At 46.1% G+C, this 18587-nt stretch carries 11 protein-coding genes, 6 tRNA genes and 4 rRNA genes; 18 read left to right on the top strand and 3 right to left on the bottom strand.

The features are described from left to right. The first annotated feature begins 60 nt into the window (after nt 1–60). Nucleotides 61–978: a DNA-binding transcriptional regulator OxyR gene (oxyR, locus tag ACE1SE_RS18075; protein WP_374052019.1), complete on the top strand. Its 918-nt coding sequence runs from the start codon at nt 61–63 to the stop codon at nt 976–978. On the opposite strand, the gene sthA is transcribed toward oxyR, so the two are convergent. Then, nucleotides 970–2367 carry a Si-specific NAD(P)(+) transhydrogenase gene (sthA, locus tag ACE1SE_RS18070; RefSeq protein WP_374052018.1) on the bottom strand — a complete coding sequence of 466 codons (1398 nt, stop codon included), beginning with the start codon at nt 2365–2367 and terminating at the stop codon, nt 970–972. The two genes, oxyR and sthA, sit on opposite strands and share 9 nt — an antisense overlap. A 205-nt stretch (nt 2368–2572) precedes the next feature. Between sthA and fabR the strand changes: the two genes are divergently transcribed. Together fabR and ACE1SE_RS18060 are read left to right on the top strand one after the other, a co-directional pair. Continuing rightward, nucleotides 2573–3235: an HTH-type transcriptional repressor FabR gene (gene fabR / locus ACE1SE_RS18065; protein WP_374052017.1), complete on the top strand. Its 663-nt coding sequence runs from the start codon at nt 2573–2575 to the stop codon at nt 3233–3235. Between the two features lie 21 nt (nt 3236–3256). After that, a complete protein-coding gene (locus tag ACE1SE_RS18060; protein ID WP_374052016.1) occupies nt 3257–3634 on the top strand; it encodes a YijD family membrane protein in 378 nt (125 codons plus the stop codon). Nucleotides 3635–3708: 74 nt separating this feature from the next. Here the strand turns inward: ACE1SE_RS18060 and trmA are convergent, their stop codons facing one another. Beyond that, nucleotides 3709–4809: a tRNA (uridine(54)-C5)-methyltransferase TrmA gene (gene trmA / locus ACE1SE_RS18055; protein ID WP_374052015.1), complete on the bottom strand. Its 1101-nt coding sequence runs from the start codon at nt 4807–4809 to the stop codon at nt 3709–3711. 197 nt (nt 4810–5006) lie between these two features. Here trmA and btuB point away from each other — a divergent pair, with 197 nt between their 5' ends. From btuB to birA, 10 genes are all read left to right on the top strand, one after another. Next, entirely contained in the window at nt 5007–6845 is a 1839-nt protein-coding gene (btuB, locus tag ACE1SE_RS18050; protein WP_374052014.1) for a TonB-dependent vitamin B12 receptor BtuB, read from the top strand. Continuing rightward, entirely contained in the window at nt 6790–7653 is an 864-nt protein-coding gene (murI, locus tag ACE1SE_RS18045; RefSeq protein WP_374052013.1) for a glutamate racemase, read from the top strand. Before btuB ends, murI begins: the two co-directional genes overlap by 56 nt. A 367-nt stretch (nt 7654–8020) precedes the next feature. Beyond that, nucleotides 8021–9562: ribosomal RNA gene (locus ACE1SE_RS18040) — 16S ribosomal RNA — on the top strand. 82 nt (nt 9563–9644) lie between these two features. Further along, nucleotides 9645–9720, top strand: a tRNA-Glu gene (locus tag ACE1SE_RS18035). Nucleotides 9721–9909: 189 nt separating this feature from the next. Next, a 23S ribosomal RNA gene (locus ACE1SE_RS18030) occupies nt 9910–12819 on the top strand. 82 nt (nt 12820–12901) lie between these two features. After that, nucleotides 12902–13017, top strand: a 5S ribosomal RNA gene (rrf, locus tag ACE1SE_RS18025). A gap of 51 nt (nt 13018–13068) precedes the next feature. Further along, a tRNA-Thr gene (locus ACE1SE_RS18020) sits at nt 13069–13144 on the top strand. Nucleotides 13145–13178: 34 nt separating this feature from the next. Next, nucleotides 13179–13294 (top strand): 5S ribosomal RNA (gene rrf / locus ACE1SE_RS18015). Together the 16S, 23S and 5S rRNA genes with 2 tRNA genes alongside form the textbook arrangement of a ribosomal RNA operon. 162 nt (nt 13295–13456) lie before the next feature. Continuing rightward, nucleotides 13457–14497 (top strand): UDP-N-acetylmuramate dehydrogenase, encoded by a 1041-nt coding sequence (gene murB, locus ACE1SE_RS18010; RefSeq protein WP_374052012.1) that lies wholly within the window; start codon nt 13457–13459, stop codon nt 14495–14497. Then, on the top strand, nt 14494–15453 hold the full coding sequence (gene birA, locus ACE1SE_RS18005; RefSeq protein WP_374052011.1) for a bifunctional biotin--[acetyl-CoA-carboxylase] ligase/biotin operon repressor BirA: 960 nt from the start codon (nt 14494–14496) through the stop codon (nt 15451–15453). The genes murB and birA overlap by 4 nt, the downstream gene beginning before the upstream one ends. Nucleotides 15454–15486: 33 nt before the next feature. Here birA and coaA read toward each other — a convergent pair whose 3' ends face one another. Next, entirely contained in the window at nt 15487–16437 is a 951-nt protein-coding gene (gene coaA, locus ACE1SE_RS18000; RefSeq protein ID WP_374052010.1) for a type I pantothenate kinase, read from the bottom strand. Between the two features lie 418 nt (nt 16438–16855). On the opposite strand from coaA, the gene ACE1SE_RS17995 reads away from it, so the two are divergent. The 5 genes from ACE1SE_RS17995 (at nt 16856) to tuf (ending at nt 18579) form a co-directional block, all read left to right on the top strand. Next, nucleotides 16856–16931, top strand: a tRNA-Thr gene (locus ACE1SE_RS17995). Nucleotides 16932–16946: 15 nt separating this feature from the next. Beyond that, nucleotides 16947–17031 (top strand) — tRNA-Tyr (locus tag ACE1SE_RS17990). A gap of 100 nt (nt 17032–17131) precedes the next feature. Beyond that, nucleotides 17132–17206, top strand: a tRNA-Gly gene (locus tag ACE1SE_RS17985). 6 nt (nt 17207–17212) lie between these two features. Further along, nucleotides 17213–17288: transfer RNA gene (locus ACE1SE_RS17980), tRNA-Thr, on the top strand. A gap of 106 nt (nt 17289–17394) precedes the next feature. After that, entirely contained in the window at nt 17395–18579 is a 1185-nt protein-coding gene (gene tuf / locus ACE1SE_RS17975) for an elongation factor Tu (protein ID WP_374052009.1), read from the top strand. Nucleotides 18580–18587: the final 8 nt, after the last annotated feature.

The following is an 18587-nucleotide window of genomic DNA, read 5'->3' as shown; positions in this document are numbered from 1 at the left end:
TCGTGGATATAATGATTTATTGGTCAATACTATCATTGATATCAAATGCTGAGGTTGGGAATGAATATCCGCGATCTGGAATACCTTGTAGCACTTGCTGAATATCGGCATTTTCGCCGAGCCGCTGATGCTTGTCATGTCAGCCAACCGACACTGAGCGGGCAAATCCGCAAACTGGAAGATGAGCTTGGGGTGATGCTGCTGGAACGCACTAGCCGCAAGGTATTGTTTACCCAACAGGGAATGTTGCTGGTGGAACAGGCCAAAACGGTATTGAGGGAAGTGAAGGTCTTGCAGGAAATGGCCTCCCTTCAAGGTGAAAGTATGTCTGGACCGTTGCATATCGGTCTTATTCCCACAATCGGCCCCTATCTCCTGCCACTTATCGTTCCTGAACTGCATAAATTGTTCCCAAAATTGGAAATGTACCTGCATGAGGCACAAACCCAAAACTTGTTGGCGCAACTTGATAGTGGAAAGCTTGATTGCGCTATTTTAGCGTTGGTGAAAGAAACCGAAGCATTTATCGAAGTGCCATTGTTTGAAGAGCCTATGAAGCTGGCGGTATATGAAGAGCATAAATGGGCTGGGCGGGACAAAATTAAAATGGGTGAGCTATCCGGCGAGAAGCTATTGATGCTGGAAGATGGACACTGTTTGCGTGATCAGGCGATGGGATTTTGTTTCCAGGCAGGAGCCAAAGAAGATACCCATTTTAGGGCGACCAGCCTGGAAACTCTGCGCAATATGGTCGCAGCAGGCAGCGGTATTACATTATTACCTGATTTGTCAGTTCCGAATGAGAGAAGGCGGGATGGGGTTTGTTATCTGGAGTGTTATGAACCAGAACCTAGGCGATCCGTCATATTGGTTTATCGTCCCGGCTCACCTCTGCGTGGTCGCTATGAGCAATTGGCAGAGGCGATTCGTACTAAAATGGGCAATTATTTCGCAATACTCGGAAAAACATCAAAATAATCGGTTTAGCCCATTGAGTGCCGCAACACGGTAGGCTTCTGCCATTGTTGGATAATTGAAGGTAGTATTAACGAAATATTCGATATTATTGCCTTCACCTTTTTGTTCCATAATGGCCTGACCAATATGAATGATCTCTGCGGCTCGTTCGCCAAAACAGTGGATGCCTAAAATCTGTTTTGTCTCACGGTGGAACAGGATCTTGATACTGCCCACATTCATACCGGCAATTTGCGCTCTTGCCAGATGCTTGAATTGGGCGCGACCTACCTCATAAGGAATTTTCATTGCGGTTAATTGCTGCTCGGTTTTGCCAACCGAACTAATTTCAGGAATGGTATAAATCCCGGTTGGGATATCTTCCACCAGATGCAGATTAGCATTGCCTGTGGTCATCGCTTTTGCGGCGATGCGTCCCTGATCATAGGCCGCAGAAGCCAAACTTGGATAGCCAATAACATCACCAACTGCATAGATGTTTTCATTGTTGGTCTGGTAGACGCGATTGACTTTCAGTAAACCTCGGCTGTCTGTTTCCAGTCCGACATTTTCTAAACCTAGTTTGTCCGTATTACCTGTTCTGCCATTGGCATACAACAGGCAATCCGCTTTGACTTTCTTGCCAGATTTCAGATGGACAATGACACCATCATCAACGCCTTCAATTTTTTCATATTCTTCATTGTGGCGGATGACCGTGCCACTATTCCAAAAATGGTAGGAGAGGGCATCAGACATTTCTTGATCAAGAAAGGACAGAAGATGATCACGAGTATTGATCAAATCCACCTTAACACCCAATCCACGGAAAATGGAGGCATACTCACAGCCAATCACTCCGGCACCATAAATAATGACATGGCGAGGTTCGTGATCCAGTTGCAGTATGGTGTCGCTGTTATAAATACGAGAGTGGGTGAAATCGACATCAGGAGGGCAGTAAGGACGGGAGCCGGTGGCAATGATAATGTTGTCTGCGCTCAAGATATCAACACTATCATCGGCATAACGCACACTTACCCGATGTTCATCGATGAAAGTGGCTTCTCCTGCAAACATTCGACAACGATTACGTTCATAAAACCCCTGGCGCATCTTAGTTTGCTGGTTAATAACGACTTCAGCATGGCGCAGAATTTCTGAAAACGAGGAGCGAAGAATGCGGGAGTTATCACTGTAGAGGGGATTTTGATTAAATTCGATAATACGACTAACAGCATGGCGGAGCGCTTTCGACGGGATTGTACCCCAATGAGTGCACCCACCACCGACATTATTATAACGTTCTATAACAGCAACGTTTTTGCCTTGTTTTACTAACCCCATTGCTGCTCCTTCCCCGCCGGGACCAGAGCCAATCACAATGGCATCAAAATGAGTATGTTGCATAGAGGAAAGACCTGTTTTTACACAAAATAACAACGCTATCTTAACATTAGTTGATGCAATAACCCAATGAGCATAAGGTTTTTATCTCACTGTTTAGAAATAAAGCAGGAAAACATCGAATAATATCTTTAAGAGAACAATCACAGCAAATTTAGCAGAATCTGTTATATTTGCCCGATTAGAGTCGAGATAGATCAGGATTGTTGTGAGTAACGTAACCGGCGTTAGAGCAAAACAGAAAGAGAAAACCCGCCGCTCCCTGATTGAGGCGGCATTCAGCCAACTCAGTGCTGAACGCAGTTTTACCAGCCTGAGCCTGCGGGAAGTGGCTCGGGAGGCGGGTATTGCACCGACTTCTTTTTACCGACATTTTCGCGATGTGGATGAGCTGGGGCTGACGATGGTGGATGAAAGTGGTTTGATGTTGCGTCAGTTAATGCGTCAGGCTCGTCAGCGCATCGCCAAAGGCGGCAGTGTTATCCGTACTTCGGTTTCAACCTTTATGGAATTCATCGGCAACAATCCCAATGCGTTCCGTCTATTGCTGCGTGAACGCTCCGGTACATCAGCCGAATTTCGTGCGGCTGTAGCACGAGAAATCCAACATTTTATTGCCGAATTGGCAGACTACCTTGAGCAAGCCAGCCATATGCCACGTCATTTTACTGAAATACAAGCCGAGGCGATGGTGACAATTGTATTCAGTGCAGGTGCAGAAGCGCTAGATATTGATGAAGAAAAAAGGCGTCGTCTCGAAGAGCGTTTGGTTTTGCAACTGCGCATGATTTCCAAAGGCGCTTATTATTGGTATCGTCGTGAGCAAGAAAAAAGCACTGTCCCTAAAGCGATCCCTAAAACCTCTGAATAATAATGAAAGGAGAATAATACGATGGAACAATACCGCCAAGATAAAAGCACAATGTTGCTGGCTCTTATCGTTGGAATGGCAACACACGGAACTTTCTCAACATTTTTTAATTCATTTGTCCCTTTTTCTATTTTCCCTCTTATTGCATTGGCTCTTTCTTTGTATTGTCTCCATCAACGTTATTTGAATTATCCAATGGCAGAAGGATTACCAAAACTGGCCGCAGGATGCTTCTTCTTAGGCATGTTTGTGTATAACGCATTTATTCGGATGGAATATCCGGCAATTGGCTCTAATTTCTTACCTGTCGTTATTGGTACTGTTTTGGTGTTTTGGATCTACCTAAAGATGAAAAAGCGCAAGCAGCAAGCAGTGCTCACTTCAGAAAGCCAAAGCTAATCGCTTTTATCGAGAATAGTTCAATAAAAAACGCCACGAAATTGACTTGGTGGCGTTTTTGTTTTTAATGACGACTAAGTTCTTTTCTCCAGCAGGACACCGCACTCCATATGATGGGTATAAGGGAATTGATCAAAGAGCGCCAGTTGGCTGATTTTGTGGGACTGTGTTAGCGTCTCCAGATTTTGGCAGAGCGTTTCTGGATTGCAGGAAATATAAAGAATACGTGGATACACTTGAACCATTTTTAGCGTTTCTTCATCCAGTCCGCTGCGTGGTGGATCAACAAAAATGGTTTCACATTGATAACTGCTTAAATCAATTCCTTGCAGACGGTTAAACTCACGCTCTCCGTTCATCGCCTGGGTAAATTCTTCCGCTGACATGCGGATAATCTGTACGTTATCAATTTTGTTTGCTGCGATATTAAATTGTGCAGCAGCCACTGAAGGCTTAGCAATTTCTGTCGCCAATACTCGTTCAAAATTCTGCGCCAGCGCCAGAGAGAAATTACCATTGCCACAATACAGCTCAAGCAAGTCACCTTTCGAGCCTTTGGTGATATCAATTGCCCATTCCAACATATGAACATTAATACTGGCGTTCGGCTGTGTGAAGCTATTTTCAACCTGACGATAAATCATGGTGTTGCCTGCAACAGACAGCTCTTCATCAATATAGTCATGGTCAAGCATGATCTTGGTTTTTGCTGCACGTCCAATAAGTTGTACATCAAACCCTGCTGTGGTGAGTTGGTTACGCAGAGCGGTTGCATGTTCATGCCATTCATCCCCCAGTTTTTTGTGGTAAAGCAGAGAGACAATGATTTTGTTACTGCGGGTAGAAAGGTAATCCACCTGAAACAGTTTATGGCGTAATACGGGATTATCTTTTACGCCAGCAATGATAGCTTGCATCATTTTATTGATTAGCTGACTGGCAACTGGAAATTGATCAATACGGATACGCTGTTTAGTCTGCTGATCAAACATAATGTGGTAGAGGTCATCTTCTTCATGCCAGATACGGAATTCTGCGCGCATTCTGTAATGTGATGCCGGGGAACGGAAAACTTCAGGCTCAGGTGCGCTAAAGGGGAGCATCATTCCTTTTAGACGATGGATTTTCTCCATCAATTGATTTTCATAATTTTCCGTTGGCAAGGCATTCTGCATTATCGGGTTCTCGTCGCGTTAAGAAAAATTTCCGAGCGCATTGTAGGGAAAGTACAAAGGATGTCCAGTTTTCTGGTTTATCTGCTCTTTTTTTGATAGAGAGTCATTCTGGACATACTAAAACCATCATCGTAGCATGACTCTTTATAGTTAAATATAGATAGCCGGTTACCACCCACATTCTCATTACAAATCTTATGGCAAATAAAAAACAGATTCTTCTATATGCTACGTCCGTGGCGATATTTTCTGGTTGGAACCATTTTGCAGTTGCAGATAATCAGGATACATTGGTGATTACCGCCCATCGCTTTAAACAGCCGATTTCTTCAGTGTTAGCACCAACGATGGTAGTGACTCGTGAAGATATCGATCGTTGGCAATCCAGTAGCTTAGTTGATGTTTTGCGCCGTTTGCCGAGTATTGATATCGCGCAGAATGGTGGTATTGGGCAGCACTCTTCTTTATTTGTTCGTGGTACAAACTCAAACCATACATTGGTGCTGGTAGATGGAATCCGTTTGAATCAGGCAGGCATTACCGGAGCTGCCGATTTTAGCCAGATCCCAATCTCAATGGTGCAAAGAATAGAATATATCCGTGGTGCGCGTTCTGCTGTATATGGCTCTGATGCCATTGGTGGTGTGATCAATGTTATCACAAAGCGGGAACAGCGTGGGACAACGCTGAATGTGGGGATCGGCTCGAACGGATATCAGAATTATAATGGTTCAACACAGCAAAAACTCGGTGAAAATACTTTATTAACTACAGCCGCAGGCTATACCTACACCAACGGGTTTGATGTGATAGTTGATGGTAAAACGGGGGGATATCGTCAGCCAGATCGTGATGGTTTTATGAGTAAAATGCTGTGGTTGGAAATAGATCATAAAATAAGTGAGCAAATAAGTGGATTTGCCCGAACTTATGGATTTAATAATCGGACGGCTTATGATGCATGGAGTATCGGTGAAGCAGACACTCGCGAACTGTTCAGTCGTACCTATGATGCGGGTATTCAATTTAACCAAGGCATCTATTCTTCTCAGTTCATTGTCAGTCACAGCCACGTCAAAGATTATAATTATGTTCCTAAACATGGGCGTTATGGCAATAACTCCAGTCTGAGTGATTCAAAACAATACAATGTGCAATGGGGAAATACGTGGCAGGTTGGTCATGGTGCAATCAGTAGTGGGATTGATTGGAAAAGAGAATGGGTTTCCGCAGGCTCCAATAACATCCCTGTACAAAAACATGTTGATAATACGGGGCTATATTTAACTGCGCAGCAAAAGGTGCGGGATGTCATTTTAGAAGGTGCTGTGCGTTCAGATCACCATGCTGATTATGACTGGAATACTACAGGGCAAATTGGCATCGGCTGGGAATTTGTTGATGGTTATCGTTTTATCACGTCGTATGGAACAGCATTCAAAGCACCAACTCTGAATCAGCTTTATAGCAAATGGGGAAATGAAAACCTTAGACCAGAAAAAAGCAAGCAATGGGAAATCGGAATTGAAGGATTGACCGGGCCACTTAATTGGCGTCTATCTGCTTATCATAACGATATTGAGCAATTGATAGATTTTGCCAATAATCGCTATGAGAACAATGATAAGGCAAAAATAAAAGGTGTTGAGTGGATGGGTACAATGGATACCGGTATGTTCCAGCATCAACTCACATTACAGTACGTTGATCCGCGTGATGGTAATGGCCAGCAATTAACTCGCAGGGCTAAACAGCAAGTTAAATATCAATTGGATTGGGAGGCTTTTAATGTCGATTGGGGAATAACCTATCAATATATTGGTCGGCGTTATGACCAAGACTATAGTGTATATCCTGCGGAAAAAGTAAAATTAGCGGGCGTAAGTCTGTGGGATATCAGCGCCTCATATCCGATCACTGACCACCTGACAATCCGTGCTAGAATAGCCAATCTGTTTGATAAGCATTATGAGACAGCCTATGGTTATCGCACCCCAGGAAGAGAATATTATCTCACCGGAAGCTACAACTTCTGATTTAAACAAGACTGCCCGTCCAACGATTCTGGTTTTTGATTCTGGAGTAGGTGGTTTATCTGTCTATCAAGAGATTCGGCAGCTCTTGCCGGATCTCCACTATATATATGCTTTCGATAATGAAGCATTCCCTTATGGCGAGAAAACGGCGGAAGTGATTGTAGAAAGGGTTGTTCAGATTGTTGATGCAATCCAGAAAAAACATCCTTTGGCGGTTGTTGTTATCGCTTGCAATACTGCGAGTACAGTCAGCTTGCCCACCCTGCGTGAACGTTTTTCTTTTCCTGTTGTTGGTGTCGTGCCAGCGATCAAACCTGCGGCGAAGCTAACCTGTAATCGCGTTGTGGGATTATTGGCGACACGCGCCACAGTGAATCGTGACTATACCAAAGAATTAATTGCAAGGTTCGCTACGGATTGCCAGATGTATGCAATTGGCTCTGCTGAATTGGTCGAGTTAGCTGAACGAAAATTACATGGCAAGGATGTTCCACTAAAAGAGTTAGAGAAAATACTGAAACCGTGGCTAAGAATGAAAGAGCCACCGGATACTGTCATTTTGGGTTGTACGCACTTTCCTTTGATAGCAGAAGAAATTGCACAAGTTTTGCCAGATGGAACAAGATTAATTGATTCAGGAGCGGCAATTGCTCGCAGAACTGCATGGTTGATCAAAAATCGGGAAGATTTGTTTTCAACAACTGCCGATAACTTAGCATATTGCACAAAAATAGAGCCATCGAATGAAGTTCTGCGCCCCGTTTTACACGAGTTAGGTTTCTTAACGCTGGAAAAACTACCAACTTAAGTGCAATTTGGCGTAATAATCACCGGTTGGTGATTTTTTTTTAAAAAAACTCTTGTCAGCGCCGTAAAACCCCCTATAATGCGCCACCACTGACCGACGCAGCGCTGAAACAGGCCGCGCAGGACGGGGAGAGAAAAGCGAAAATAAGCGCTTGACTCTGGCGGCGAAAAGCGTAAGATACGCAGCCTCGCAACCCGGAAGAGACTTCCGGTTGCCAACGCTCTTTAACAAATTAATCAGACAATCTGTGTGGGCACTCGCAAGACACTTATCCAAGCCGAAAGGCAAAAAGATTTAAAGTCTTGAAGAGTGACTGACAGTTAATTCATTACGAACTAACAGTAGAATTCTTTGAGCATCAAACTTTTAATTGAAGAGTTTGATCATGGCTCAGATTGAACGCTGGCGGCAGGCCTAACACATGCAAGTCGAGCGGCAGCGGGGGAAAGCGTGCTTTCCTGCCGGCGAGCGGCGGACGGGTGAGTAATGTCTGGGGATCTGCCCGATGGAGGGGGATAACCACTGGAAACGGTGGCTAATACCGCATAACCTCTTGGGAGCAAAGTGGGGGACCTTCGGGCCTCACGCCATCGGATGAACCCAGATGGGATTAGCTAGTAGGTGGGGTAACGGCTCACCTAGGCGACGATCCCTAGCTGGTCTGAGAGGATGACCAGCCACACTGGGACTGAGACACGGCCCAGACTCCTACGGGAGGCAGCAGTGGGGAATATTGCACAATGGGCGCAAGCCTGATGCAGCCATGCCGCGTGTATGAAGAAGGCCTTCGGGTTGTAAAGTACTTTCAGCGGGGAGGAAGGCGCAGGGTCGAAGACACCTTGCGATTGACGTTACCCGCAGAAGAAGCACCGGCTAACTCCGTGCCAGCAGCCGCGGTAATACGGAGGGTGCAAGCGTTAATCGGAATTACTGGGCGTAAAGCGCACGCAGGCGGTCAATTAAGTTAGATGTGAAATCCCCGGGCTTAACCTGGGAATGGCATCTAAGACTGGTTGACTAGAGTCTCGTAGAGGGGGGTAGAATTCCACGTGTAGCGGTGAAATGCGTAGAGATGTGGAGGAATACCGGTGGCGAAGGCGGCCCCCTGGACGAAGACTGACGCTCAGGTGCGAAAGCGTGGGGAGCAAACAGGATTAGATACCCTGGTAGTCCACGCTGTAAACGATGTCGATTTGGAGGTTGTGGCCTTGAGCCGTGGCTTCCGGAGCTAACGCGTTAAATCGACCGCCTGGGGAGTACGGTCGCAAGATTAAAACTCAAATGAATTGACGGGGGCCCGCACAAGCGGTGGAGCATGTGGTTTAATTCGATGCAACGCGAAGAACCTTACCTACTCTTGACATCCACGGAATTCTGCAGAGATGCGGAAGTGCCTTCGGGAACCGTGAGACAGGTGCTGCATGGCTGTCGTCAGCTCGTGTTGTGAAATGTTGGGTTAAGTCCCGCAACGAGCGCAACCCTTATCCTTTGTTGCCAGCACTTCGGGTGGGAACTCAAGGGAGACTGCCGGTGATAAACCGGAGGAAGGTGGGGATGACGTCAAGTCATCATGGCCCTTACGAGTAGGGCTACACACGTGCTACAATGGCGGATACAAAGAGAAGCGACCTCGCGAGAGCAAGCGGACCTCATAAAGTCTGTCGTAGTCCGGATTGGAGTCTGCAACTCGACTCCATGAAGTCGGAATCGCTAGTAATCGCAGATCAGAATGCTGCGGTGAATACGTTCCCGGGCCTTGTACACACCGCCCGTCACACCATGGGAGTGGGTTGCAAAAGAAGTCGGTAGCTTAACCTTTAGGAGGGCGCTGACCACTTTGTGATTCATGACTGGGGTGAAGTCGTAACAAGGTAACCGTAGGGGAACCTGCGGTTGGATCACCTCCTTAACCTAAGATGGTGAAATGTGAGTGTTCACACAGATTGTCTGATGAATGAAAGCAGAGCAAGCGTCTGCGAAGAAGACTTTGAGTCCCCTTCGTCTAGAGGCCTAGGACACCGCCCTTTCACGGCGGTAACAGGGGTTCGAATCCCCTAGGGGACGCCATCTTGCTCGGGTAACGGGTGAAAGACGGTGCCGATAAAATATTGTTAAGCGGACGTGCGCGTCGGTTTAGCAATATTAGCTCTTTAACAATCTGGAACAAGCTGAAAATTTGAAACAATCGATGTTGTTGAACGATAACATTGATGAGTCTCTCAACCCCTCCAATCTGAAGACACCTTCGGGTTGTGAGGTTAAGCGACTAAGCGTACACGGTGGATGCCTAGGCAGTCAGAGGCGATGAAGGACGTGCTAATCTGCGAAAAGCGCCGGTGAGCTGATATGAAGCGCTATCAGCCGGCGATGTCCGAATGGGGAAACCCGGTGCAATCCGTTGCACCATCCTTACCTGAATCCATAGGGTAAGGAGGCGAACCGGGGGAACTGAAACATCTCAGTACCCCGAGGAAAAGAAATCAACCGAGATTCCCCCAGTAGCGGCGAGCGAACGGGGAGGAGCCCAGAACCATCATCAGTTTGTGTGTCAGTGGAAGCGTCTGGAAAGGCGCACAGTAAAGGGTGACAGTCCCGTACACGAAGAGACACAGGCTGTGAGTTCGATGAGTAGGGCGGGACACGTGGTATCCTGTCTGAATATGGGGGGACCATCCTCCAAGGCTAAATACTCCTGACTGACCGATAGTGAACCAGTACCGTGAGGGAAAGGCGAAAAGAACCCCGGCGAGGGGAGTGAAAGAGAACCTGAAACCGTGTACGTACAAGCAGTGGGAGCCCTGATTTATCAGGGTGACTGCGTACCTTTTGTATAATGGGTCAGCGACTTATATTCTGTAGCAAGGTTAACCGCATAGGGGAGCCGCAGGGAAACCGAGTCTTAACTGGGCGTTAAGTTGCAGGGTATAGACCCGAAACCCGGTGATCTAGCCATGGGCAGGTTGAAGGTTGGGTAACACTAACTGGAGGACCGAACCGACTAATGTTGAAAAATTAGCGGATGACTTGTGGCTGGGGGTGAAAGGCCAATCAAACCGGGAGATAGCTGGTTCTCCCCGAAAGCTATTTAGGTAGCGCCTCGTGAACTCATCTTCGGGGGTAGAGCACTGTTTCGGCTAGGGGGTCATCCCGACTTACCAACCCGATGCAAACTGCGAATACCGAAGAATGTTATCACGGGAGACACACGGCGGGTGCTAACGTCCGTCGTGAAGAGGGAAACAACCCAGACCGCCAGCTAAGGTCCCCAAGTCATGGTTAAGTGGGAAACGAAGTGGGAAGGCTCAGACAGCCAGGATGTTGGCTTAGAAGCAGCCATCATTTAAAGAAAGCGTAATAGCTCACTGGTCGAGTCGGCCTGCGCGGAAGATGTAACGGGGCTAAACCATGCACCGAAGCTGCGGCAGCGACATGAATATGTTGTTGGGTAGGGGAGCGTTCTGTAAGCCGTTGAAGGTGAACTGTGAGGTTTGCTGGAGGTATCAGAAGTGCGAATGCTGACATAAGTAACGATAAAGCGGGTGAAAAACCCGCTCGCCGGAAGACCAAGGGTTCCTGTCCAACGTTAATCGGGGCAGGGTGAGTCGACCCCTAAGGCGAGGCTGAAAAGCGTAGTCGATGGGCAACAGGTTAATATTCCTGTACTGGCAATAATTGCGATGGGGGGACGGAGAAGGCTAGGCAAGCCGGGCGACGGTCGTCCCGGTTTAAGTGTGTAGGCGGGATAACCAGGCAAATCCGGTTATCCGTTACGCTGAGGCACGATGACGAGGCACTACGGTGCGGAAGTTGCTGATGCCCCGCTTCCAGGAAAAGCCCCTAAGCTTCAGATTATTGTTAATCGTACCCCAAACCGACACAGGTGGTCAGGTAGAGAATACTCAGGCGCTTGAGAGAACTCGGGTGAAGGAACTAGGCAAAATGGTGCCGTAACTTCGGGAGAAGGCACGCTGGCGTTAGGTGAAGAAACTTGCTTTTGGAGCCGAGGCCAGTCGCAGATACCAGCTGGCTGCAACTGTTTAATAAAAACACAGCACTGTGCAAACACGAAAGTGGACGTATACGGTGTGACGCCTGCCCGGTGCTGGAAGGTTAATTGATGGGGTTAGCCGCAAGGCGACGCTCTTGATCGAAGCCCCAGTAAACGGCGGCCGTAACTATAACGGTCCTAAGGTAGCGAAATTCCTTGTCGGGTAAGTTCCGACCTGCACGAATGGCGTAATGATGGCCAGGCTGTCTCCACCCGAGACTCAGTGAAATTGAACTCGCTGTGAAGATGCAGTGTACCCGCGGCAAGACGGAAAGACCCCGTGAACCTTTACTATAGCTTGACACTGAACCTTGAGCCTTGATGTGTAGGATAGGTGGGAGGCTGTGAAGTGTGGACGCCAGTCTGCACGGAGCCATCCTTGAAATACCACCCTTGAATGTTTGATGTTCTAACGCAGGCCCGTTATCCGGGTTGCGGACAGTGTCTGGTGGGTAGTTTGACTGGGGCGGTCTCCTCCCAAAGCGTAACGGAGGAGCACGAAGGTTGGCTAATCCTGGTCGGACATCAGGAGGTTAGTGCAATGGCATAAGCCAGCTTGACTGCGAGAGTGACGGCTCGAGCAGGTGCGAAAGCAGGTCATAGTGATCCGGTGGTTCTGAATGGAAGGGCCATCGCTCAACGGATAAAAGGTACTCCGGGGATAACAGGCTGATACCGCCCAAGAGTTCATATCGACGGCGGTGTTTGGCACCTCGATGTCGGCTCATCACATCCTGGGGCTGAAGTAGGTCCCAAGGGTATGGCTGTTCGCCATTTAAAGTGGTACGCGAGCTGGGTTTAGAACGTCGTGAGACAGTTCGGTCCCTATCTGCCGTGGGCGTTGGAAGATTGCAAGGGGCTGCTCCTAGTACGAGAGGACCGGAGTGGACGCACCACTGGTGTTCGGGTTGTCATGCCAATGGCACTGCCCGGTAGCTAAGTGCGGAAGAGATAACCGCTGAAAGCATCTAAGCGGGAAACTTGCCTTAAGATGAGTCTTCCCTTGTCCCTTGAGGACACTGAAGGAACGTTCGAGACGAGGACGTAGATAGGCTGGGTGTGTAAGCGTTGCGAGACGTTGAGCTAACCAGTACTAATGAACCGTGCGGCTTAACCTGACAACACCGAAGGTGTTTTGGGGTGAGAGAGAGAAAAGTTTCAGGATAAAAACAGCTTGTTCGGGATTGAAAACAGGATTTGTCTGGCGGCAATAGCGCGGTGGTCCCACCTGACCCCATGCCGAACTCAGCAGTGAAACGCCGTAGCGCCGATGGTAGTGTGGGGTCTCCCCATGTGAGAGTAGGGCACTGCCAGACATTCAATTATAAGTGTTGCCCATTTGGCAACACTTTTTATTTTTAGCATTTGCTGATATGGCTCAGTTGGTAGAGCACACCCTTGGTAAGGGTGAGGTCCCCAGTTCGAATCTGGGTATCAGCACCATGAATAATATGTTCGGCAAATAAAACAGAATTTGCTTGGCGGCAATAGCGCGGCGGTCCCACCTGACCCCATGCCGAACTCAGTAGTGAAACGCCGTAGCGCCGATGGTAGTGTGGGGTCTCCCCATGCGAGAGTAGGGAACTGCCAAGCTTTAATATCCAGTTAAAAGGCCACCCAATATGGGTGGCCTTTTACATTTCTAGTTCTTTTGAATTTTCATTAACAGATAGGTATTAGGTAACTACTTACTTATCTTTCAAATATAGAGTCTGATAGACTACGACTTAAATTACCTTATTGAGTTTGAAATGAATGTCTGTCTGTCAATCTACTCAACTAAAAGCGTTTAACACGTTTGGCATTTCAGCCAGTGCTGATCATATAGGTATAGCCACTTCTATTGAATCTCTTTTGCTCTTATGGCAAGAAGCAATGGAAAAGAGTCATCCTATTTTATTACTGGGAGGAGGAAGTAACATCCTTTTCACCGAAAATTTTAAAGGTACTGTGATCTTAAATCGTATTCTTGGGATCAATATACAAGAGTCAGATACTGCATGGCACATTCATGTTGGTGCAGGTGAAAATTGGCATAAACTAATTACTTATTTATTTAAACAACAGATCTATGGTTTGGAAAATTTAGCCTTGATCCCTGGAAATGTTGGCTCTGCTCCAATCCAGAATATTGGAGCATATGGTGTTGAATTTAAACATGTCTGTGAGTATGTGGATCTTTCTGAGCTGAAAACAGGTAATTCAATCCGCCTAATGGCGAATGAGTGTCAATTTGCGTATAGAGACAGCATCTTTAAGCATCAATATAAAGATGGTTATGCTATCACAGCAGTTGGTTTACGTTTGAATAAGAAATGGGAACCTATTTTAACTTACGGTACCTTAGCACAGTTCTCACGAGAAAAAGTCACGCCAGAACAAATATTCGATGCTGTATGTGAAATGCGCCAGAGTAAGTTACCAGATCCTGTGTTGGTGGGTAATGCAGGCAGTTTCTTCAAAAACCCTATTGTATCGATTGAGTTAGCATACAGGATTAAGTCTGAATATCCCAACTGCCCTCAATACCCTCATGATGAGCATAGCGTAAAGATTGCAGCGGGTTGGCTTATCGAACAATGTCAATTGAAGGGTTATGCTATTGGTGATGCGGCCGTACACCTGCAACAGGCATTGGTATTAATTAATAAAGGTAATGCAACGGGACAAGATGTCATTATCTTGGCTGCTTATGTACGTAATAAGGTTGCAGAAAGATTTAATATCTTTTTAGAGCCGGAGGTACGCTTCATTGGCAGCACTGGTGAAATAGACGCAGTGGAATGTATTTCATGAAAGATATTAGTACCCCATTAAAATTAATTAAAGTGTTATCTGATGGCGAAATTCATTCAGGCCAACAACTTGGTCAAGAGTTGGGTATGAGCCGAGCAGGGATCAATAAACATGTTCAAACTATTCGTGAATGGGGAGTAGAGGTTTTTACTCTTCCAGGTAAAGGCTATCACTTTCCTGCTCCAATGAATCTTCTGGATAAAGAACTTATTGAAAACTATCTTCCTAATGATCACATTGAAGTAATACCGGTCATTGATTCCACGAATCAATATATTCTGGAAAAGTTAGCAGGACTCGACTCAGGAGATGCCTGTGTTGCAGAATATCAATATGCTGGTAGGGGGCGTCGTGGCAGAAAGTGGGTTTCTGCTTTTGGTCGCAACTTATATCTATCTATGTATTGGCGTTTGGAACAAGGACCAGCGGCAGCGATAGGTTTAAGTTTAGTGGTTGGTATTATCATTGCAGAAGTTCTTAATCGTCAGGGTGCAGACAGCGTAAAAGTAAAATGGCCAAATGATTTATACTTAGATGATAAAAAATTGGCTGGAATATTGGTTGAGCTGACGGGAAAAACGGGTGATGCAGCCCATGTTGTTATCGGAATCGGCATGAATATTTCGATGAGTAGTGATCAACAAAAATCCATTAATCAAAATTGGACTAATTTACAGCAATCAGGAACGATTATTGAACGAAATAAGTTAGTTGCTGAAATCATAGTGGAACTTAAAAAAGCATTAATTCAGTTTGAAAATGAAGGACTAGATTCTTTCATTCCACGGTGGTTTGAATTAGATAATTTTATTAATCGCTCAGTGAAATTAATTATTGGTGATCAGGAAGTTCATGGGATAGCTCGTGGAATAGATCAACAAGGGGCTTTGTTACTTGATATTAATGGAGTTGTTACACCTTATATCGGTGGCGAAATTTCCTTGAGAGGTTGTTGAATGTAAAGCCGGAAATATTTCCGGCTTTTTGTTTTATTTTCTTAATCTGACGCTTTCAACCGTGTGATTGATGCCTTTCGTCATAATCAAGCTAGCCCGTTCCCTCGTTGGTAAGATGTTTTGCTGTAAGTTTAATCCATTAATTTCCCGCCAAATACTTGATGCTACTTTTATAGCTTCTTCTGTCGTTAGTTTAGAATAATTGTGGAAATAAGAGTCAGGATCGGAAAAAGCGCCTTGTCGAAATTTAAGAAAACGATTGACGTACCATTGTTCAAGTAATTCTTCCGGTGCATCTACATAAATAGAAAAATCAACAAAATCAGAGACAAATACATGATGTGGTTCATGTGGATAATCCATGCCACTTTGTAATACGTTTAAACCTTCGAGGATAAGAATATCTGGTTTTTCGATAATAAGTTGTTCATGAGGAACGATGTCATAGCTCAGGTGAGAATATACCGGCGCGATGACTTTTTCTGCGCCTGATTTTATATCGGCGACAAATTTGACCAAGCTACGCATATCATAGGATTCAGGGAATCCCTTTTTTTTCATTAATCCACGTTCATTTAATATATTGTTGGAGTGCAAAAAACCGTCGGTTGTCACTAACTTGACACGACGATGTTCTGGCCAACGGCTTAGTAGCGCCTGTAATAAGCGTGCGGTTGTGCTCTTTCCGACAGCAACGCTGCCTGCGATACCAATAACATAAGGTATTTTTTGTTCATCTGTTCCTAGGAACTGCTCAAGAACAGCTTGCCGCCGTAAGTTGGAGCTAATGTAAAAATTAAGTAAGCGCGATAATGGAAGATAGATTTCAATCACTTCATCTATTGATATTTCTTCATTGATCCCTTTTAAAGCAGAGACTTCTTCTTCTGTTAATGTTAAAGGCACCGAGTCACGCAATGTGGCCCAATGTTTACGATCAAATTGTAAATATGGAGTCGTCAAAAAAGATTCTTTCTTATTCATAAGCCAACATCTGCCTGTCTATGCAGGTTGGACAGGTTGTTGAGAACACCCGTATCCGACAAAAAATAAATCTCATCATATCGGTTGCGCCATCGTAGGCGTAGAATTTTTTATGATTTTAGTCATTTTTTTGATGGCAAATGCAAAAATGTATTATTTCTGAGTCTATTGTGACCGTTAGTTTCTTTCTTTTATAAAGAGAAAGACAAGTGTGATACAAATAATTTTTAAAAAATAGTTGGCAGATGCATTTATTGGTTCTTCCTGTATAAGTGTTGCCTGTTTGATATTTGATCTAAAACTATTGAAAAAAACACCAGAAGCATAGAAAATGGCTGTTTTATGAGCGAAAGAATAAAAAAAGCAATTTTTTTGTTGCATCGTGGGCCAACTCTTCCTAGAATGCGCAGCACTTGATGCCGGCATAGCTCAGTTGGTAGAGCAACTGACTTGTAATCAGTAGGTCCCGAGTTCGACTCTTGGTGCCGGCACCATTAAAAATTTGGAAAGGTGGGGTTCCCGAGCGGCCAAAGGGAGCAGACTGTAAATCTGCCGTCACAGACTTCGAAGGTTCGAATCCTTCCCCCACCACCATTAACCAGTTTCGATCTTGAGTGTTCTGCTCGAGTTGTACTCCAGAAAAACACTTGAGATTAAAGTATACAGCTGATTAAAGTCAGGTAGCCGAGTTCACGCGGGCATCGTATAATGGCTATTACCTCAGCCTTCCAAGCTGATGATGCGGGTTCGATTCCCGCTGCCCGCTCCAAGATGTGCTGATATAGCTCAGTTGGTAGAGCACACCCTTGGTAAGGGTGAGGTCGGCAGTTCGAATCTGCCTATCAGCACCATTTCTCCTGTTCTTACTTCCTGATTTTCTTCTTGTAAATATCTCGCAAGCAATTGCTTGGTTGATGTGGTGAAACCACCGATTCCGTGTCTTAGAGGGACAACCTAATGTCTAAAGAAAAGTTTGAACGTTCAAAACCGCACGTTAACGTTGGTACTATCGGCCACGTTGACCACGGTAAAACTACCCTGACTGCTGCAATCACTACCGTTCTGGCAAAAACTTACGGCGGTAACGCGCGTGCATTCGACCAGATCGACAACGCACCAGAAGAAAAAGCACGTGGTATCACCATCTCTACTTCTCACGTAGAGTACGATACCCCAACTCGTCACTACGCACACGTTGACTGCCCAGGCCACGCCGACTACGTGAAAAACATGATCACCGGTGCGGCTCAGATGGACGGCGCGATCCTGGTTGTTGCTGCAACTGATGGCCCAATGCCACAGACTCGTGAGCACATCCTGCTGGGTCGTCAGGTAGGCGTTCCTTACATCATCGTGTTCCTGAACAAATGTGACATGGTTGATGATGAAGAGCTGCTGGAACTGGTAGAAATGGAAGTACGTGAGCTGCTGTCTCAGTACGATTTCCCAGGCGACGACACCCCAATCATCCGTGGTTCTGCGCTGAAAGCGCTGGAAGGCGATGCAGAGTGGGAAGCGAAAGTGATCGAGCTGGCAGAAGCACTGGATTCTTACATCCCAGAACCAGAGCGTGACATTGACAAGCCATTCCTGCTGCCAATCGAAGACGTGTTCTCTATCTCCGGCCGTGGTACTGTAGTTACTGGTCGTGTAGAGCGTGGTATCGTTAAAGTGGGTGACGAAGTTGAAATCGTCGGTATCAAAGAAACCACCAAAACCACTTGTACTGGCGTTGAAATGTTCCGCAAACTGCTGGACGAAGGCCGTGCGGGTGAGAACGTGGGTGTTCTGCTGCGTGGTACTAAGCGTGATGACGTTGAGCGTGGTCAGGTTCTGGCGAAGCCAGGCTCTATCCACCCACACACTCAGTTCGAATCTGAAGTGTATATCCTGAGCAAAGATGAAGGTGGCCGTCATACTCCATTCTTCAAAGGTTACCGTCCACAGTTCTACTTCCGTACCACTGACGTAACCGGTACTATCGAACTGCCAGAAGGCGTAGAGATGGTTATGCCAGGTGACAACATCAACATGGTAGTTAACCTGATTGCACCAATCGCCATGGACGAAGGTCTGCGTTTCGCAATCCGTGAAGGTGGTCGTACTGTAGGCGCCGGTGTTGTTGCTAAAGTCATTGCTTAATCTTTAAT

Origin of the sequence: Xenorhabdus taiwanensis (assembly GCF_036512875.1) — a bacterium.
GTDB lineage: Bacteria > Pseudomonadota > Gammaproteobacteria > Enterobacterales > Enterobacteriaceae > Xenorhabdus > Xenorhabdus taiwanensis.
Note: the sequence above shows the minus strand (reverse complement) of the source record. Positions and strands in the feature narration are given on the sequence as shown.

Bases quoted from the DNA above. Each gene is read 5' to 3' on its own strand.
- oxyR (WP_374052019.1), top strand. From the start codon at position 61: ATGAATATCCGCGATCTGGAATACCTTGTAGCACTTGCTGAATATCGG.
- murI (WP_374052013.1), top strand. From the start codon at position 6,790: ATGGTTATCGCACCCCAGGAAGAGAATATTATCTCACCGGAAGCTACA.
- trmA (WP_374052015.1), bottom strand. From the start codon at position 4,809: ATGCAGAATGCCTTGCCAACGGAAAATTATGAAAATCAATTGATGGAG.
- murB (WP_374052012.1), top strand. From the start codon at position 13,457: ATGTCTGTCTGTCAATCTACTCAACTAAAAGCGTTTAACACGTTTGGC.
- tuf (WP_374052009.1), top strand. From the start codon at position 17,395: ATGTCTAAAGAAAAGTTTGAACGTTCAAAACCGCACGTTAACGTTGGT.
- ACE1SE_RS18060 (WP_374052016.1), top strand. From the start codon at position 3,257: ATGGAACAATACCGCCAAGATAAAAGCACAATGTTGCTGGCTCTTATC.
- birA (WP_374052011.1), top strand. From the start codon at position 14,494: ATGAAAGATATTAGTACCCCATTAAAATTAATTAAAGTGTTATCTGAT.
- sthA (WP_374052018.1), bottom strand. From the start codon at position 2,367: ATGCAACATACTCATTTTGATGCCATTGTGATTGGCTCTGGTCCCGGC.
- coaA (WP_374052010.1), bottom strand. From the start codon at position 16,437: ATGAATAAGAAAGAATCTTTTTTGACGACTCCATATTTACAATTTGAT.
- btuB (WP_374052014.1), top strand. From the start codon at position 5,007: ATGGCAAATAAAAAACAGATTCTTCTATATGCTACGTCCGTGGCGATA.